The following is a 3,645-nucleotide window of genomic DNA, read 5'->3' on the forward strand; positions in this document are numbered from 1 at the left end:
GCCCCGTCGACCGCGGCGCGGTCGAAGCGACGGTCGACGCCGTCCGAGAGCCGCGCGAGCCCGAGTGCCGGGCGGGCGGCGAGCGAGCGCGCCGGCTCGCCGGCCGCGACCGCCCGCGCGACGGCGCGCACGGCCGCGGTCCCGGGAAGCGGTCCCGCGAGCACCGCCCCCGTCCCGGCGGCGAGGGCGACGAGGGAGAGGACGAGCGAGAGCGACGAGCTCGGCAGCTCGCCCCCGACGAGGTGCTTCAGAGGGCCGCCCGCGAGGGCGAGAGCCACGCACGCGGCCGCGAGCGGCGCGGCGCCCGCGAGCATCGCGGCGCGTCCCGCAGCGGACGCGCGCGCCGCCGCGGCCGACGGCGACCAGAGGACGAGCGCCGGGCGCAGGAGGTACGCGGCGGCGAGCGCGGCGGCGAGGAGGACGAGCGCGAACCAGGCGGTCTCGTGCTCGGCCGCCGACGTGACGTGCTCCTTGCTCCAGAACCCGGCGAGCGGCGGGACGGCGGCGATGCTCAGCGCGCCGATCGCGAAGCAGGCGAACGCCGGCCGGTCCTCGCGTCCGGCGCCGCGCAGGTCCTCGAGCGCGGTCGAGTCGCGCTCGTGCTCGAGGACCCCGACCGAGAGGAAGAGGCACGCCTTTCCGGCGGCATGGACGACGAGGTGGAAGAGCGCCACGACGACGCCCCCCGCGGCGAGGCCGACGAGCATGAGGCCGAGCTGGCTCGACGTCGAGCCCGCCAGGACGCGCTTGATGTCGTCCTCGACGAGCGCGATCGCCCCCGAGGCGACCGCCGTGAGCGCGCCGACCCACCCGACGACCTCGAGCGGCCATCCGGCGAGGAGCGGCTCGGCGCGCATGAGGAGGACGACGCCGGCGGCGACCATCGTCGCGGAGTGCAGGAGGGCGGACACCGGCGCCGGGCCCGCCATCGCGCCCATGAGCCAGGTCTGCAGCGGCGCCTGCGCGCTCTTGCCGATCGCCGCGACGATGATCCCCAGGGCGACGAGGACGCCGAGCGCGCCGTCGGGCCGCGCGGCGTCGAAGGCGAGCCCGCCCGTCGCCGAGAAGAGCGCGAGGAGCGCGACGTAGAGGCCGGCGTCGGCGCCCCGCGTCACGAGGAACGCCCGCACGGCGCCCGGCGCGGCGCGCGGATCGTCGCGGTGGAACGCGATGAGGCGGGCCGACGCCGCCCCGACGAGCTCCCAGAAGACGAGGAGCGTGAGGAAGCCCTCGGCGAGGACGAGCCCCTGCATCGCGGCGAGGAACGCGAGGAGGCCGGCGAGCCCGGAGCGTCGCCGGGGGTCCTCCGCGAACGCCCCCGTCGCATGGAGGACGACGAGGAGCCCGACGACGGCGACCGTCGCGGAGAGCGCCGCGCCGAGCGGGTCGAGGCGCAGCCCGACGTCGAGGTCCCCCGCGGGCAGCCAGGTGAACGCGCTCCGCGCCCGCCCGTCCGAGGCCGCGTCCACGAGCAGCGCGAGCGCGGGGACCGCCGCCGCCCCGGCGCCCGCGACCGCGACCGCGCGGTCGCCGCGCGGCGCGAGCCGCACGGCGAGAGCCGCGAGGGCCGGGACCCCGACGGTGAGCCAGAGGGCGGCGCTCATCGCTCTCCGAGGTCCGTCAGGTCGTCGACCTCCGCGGTGCGCCGACGGCGGAACGTCGCGACGACGAGCGCGAAGCCGACGGCAGCCTCGACGGCCATGAGCGTCATGACGACGAGGACGAAGAACGCGCCGCTCGTGGCGTCCGGCCAGGCGTAGCGCAGGAACCCCACGACGTTGAGCATCGAGGCCCCGAGCATCAGCTCGACGCCCATGATCACCATGATCGCATTCGTCTGACCGAGGACCCCGTAGAGCCCGATCCCGAACATGACGGCGGCGACGGCGAGGACGACGGGCAGCGAGATCACGACGCCTCGCCCTCCGTCTGCGGCCGGCCGCCCGGCCCGCGGGCCTCGTCCCCCGGCTCGGGGAGGTCGAGGCGCCCGCCGTGCGCCGCGGCGAGGACGCCGCAGACCATCGCGAAGAGGATCGTCACCGCCGCGAAGAGGAACGAGAACATCGAGCGGCCCATGACCTCGAAGCCGATCGCGCGGACGTCGGGCGCGTCGGCGCCGGCGAGCCGCCCCGGCCAGTCCGTGAGGACGGCGATCACCGCCAGCCCGAGCGAGAGGAGGAGCGCGACCCCCGCGGAGCGACGCTTGTCGTGCGTCATGTCCATGCCCATGAGCCCGCCCGGGTCGGGCATGAACATGACCATGAAGAAGACCATGATCACCATCTCGCCGCTCATCATCAGGACCATCAGCGCCCCGAGGAACTCGCTGCCGAGCGCGAGGAAGAGGAGGCCCTCGACGCCGAGCGCCCCGAGGAGGAGCAGGCCGGCGCGCGCCATCGACGAGGTGCGGAAGACGTACAGGCCCCACACGAGCACGATCACCGCGGCCGGCCAGAAGACGAGGGCTGTCGCGAGGTCGCTCACCGGTAGAAGACGAGGGTGATCGGGGCGGCGAGGACGATCGCCGCGATCGCGAGCGGGATCGCGACCTTCCACGCGACGGGGAGGAGGCGGTCGACGGTCACGCGCGGCACGACGCGGCCCGCCGCGAGGAGAAGGAGCGCGACGGCGGCGGTCTTGAGCGCCATCCACACCGCCGGCGGGAGCAGCGGGCCGTGCCACCCGGAGAGGAAGAGCGCGGCGGTCATGCCGGCGAGCGCGACGACGAGGATGCGGCGGGCGAGGACGAGGAGACCGGCCTCGAGGCCGCGGTGCTCGCGGAACGCCCCGCCGTCGAGCTCCTCGCGCGACTGCGCGACGTCGAACGGCGGCAGCAGGCAGACCGCCATCGCCGCCGGGACCCAGAGGGCCGCGGCGAGCGGCTGCACGAGGACCATCGGGACGGCGTGCTGGACGTCGACGATGTCGGTGGGACGCAGGGAGGCGGCGGGTGCCGCGACGGCGGTGATGACCATCGCGATGGGCATCGCGTAGGCGAGCATGAGCGCGAGGAAGCGGAACCCGCCGACGACCGCGGCCGGGTGGCCCGCGCCCCAGCCGGCCATGAGGACGGCCGGCGTCACGTACGCGAGCGCGCCCGCGAAGAGGATCGCGCCCGAGGCGAGGTCGATGCCGCGGAAGCCGGGCGCCCACGGCACCATCGCGAGCGCTGCGATCGCGGCGAGGAGCAGGAGGAGCGGGGCCCCGTGGAAGAGCCACGCGTCGAACTGCGCCGGTCGCCGCAGGGGCTCGCGGAACGCGGCGGCGACGCCGCGTGCGGGTCCCGTGACGGCGATCGGGCGGCGCGCGACGACCGCCTCGGCGAGCGCGACGAGATACGCGCCGCCGGCGGCGACGAGGAGGATGGCGAGCGGGGTCACGTCGCTCACGGGCCGACCCTCCACGGCGAGACGTCGAACGACGCCACGACGACGAGCGCCGACGCCCACTCGAGTCCGCGCGCCAGCGTGGCCGCCGCCTCCCGCGCCGCGCGGGCGCCGACCGCGGCGCGCTCGACGCCTCCGCGGGCGTCGAGCGAGACCCGGATCGGGCCGCGCGCGCCGTCGACGACGGCGACGGCCCCGGCGGTCGCCGAGGGGTGGGGGAGCGGGGCGCCCGCGAGCGCGTCGGCCGCCGCTCCCAGGG

General features: G+C 76.5%; 4 protein-coding genes and 1 pseudogene. All 5 read right to left on the reverse strand.

Translation table 11 applies throughout. The features are described from left to right. Nucleotides 1-1,604 (reverse strand): NADH-quinone oxidoreductase subunit 5 family protein (locus ACME2J_RS22050; RefSeq protein ID WP_495547100.1); only part of this gene is annotated, 1,604 nt, incomplete at its 3' end. Then, on the reverse strand, nucleotides 1,601-1,912 hold the full coding sequence (nuoK, locus tag ACME2J_RS22055; protein ID WP_495547101.1) for an NADH-quinone oxidoreductase subunit NuoK: 312 nt from the start codon (nucleotides 1,910-1,912) through the stop codon (nucleotides 1,601-1,603). The genes nuoK and ACME2J_RS22050, both read right to left, overlap by 4 nt. Continuing rightward, the gene (locus ACME2J_RS22060; RefSeq protein ID WP_495547102.1) at nucleotides 1,909-2,484 is read right to left on the reverse strand and encodes an NADH-quinone oxidoreductase subunit J family protein; all 576 of its coding nucleotides are present in this window, start codon (nucleotides 2,482-2,484) and stop codon (nucleotides 1,909-1,911) included. The genes nuoK and ACME2J_RS22060 overlap by 4 nt, the downstream gene beginning before the upstream one ends. Further along, complete coding sequence (locus tag ACME2J_RS22065; protein ID WP_495547103.1) at nucleotides 2,481-3,389, reverse strand: NADH-quinone oxidoreductase subunit H; 909 nt, start codon at nucleotides 3,387-3,389, stop codon at nucleotides 2,481-2,483. The genes ACME2J_RS22060 and ACME2J_RS22065 overlap by 4 nt, the downstream gene beginning before the upstream one ends. Further along, nucleotides 3,386-3,645, reverse strand: a pseudogene (locus ACME2J_RS22070) (hypothetical protein); the annotation flags it as partial. The gene ACME2J_RS22065 and the pseudogene ACME2J_RS22070, both read right to left, overlap by 4 nt.

This window comes from Paraconexibacter sp. (assembly GCF_059438195.1).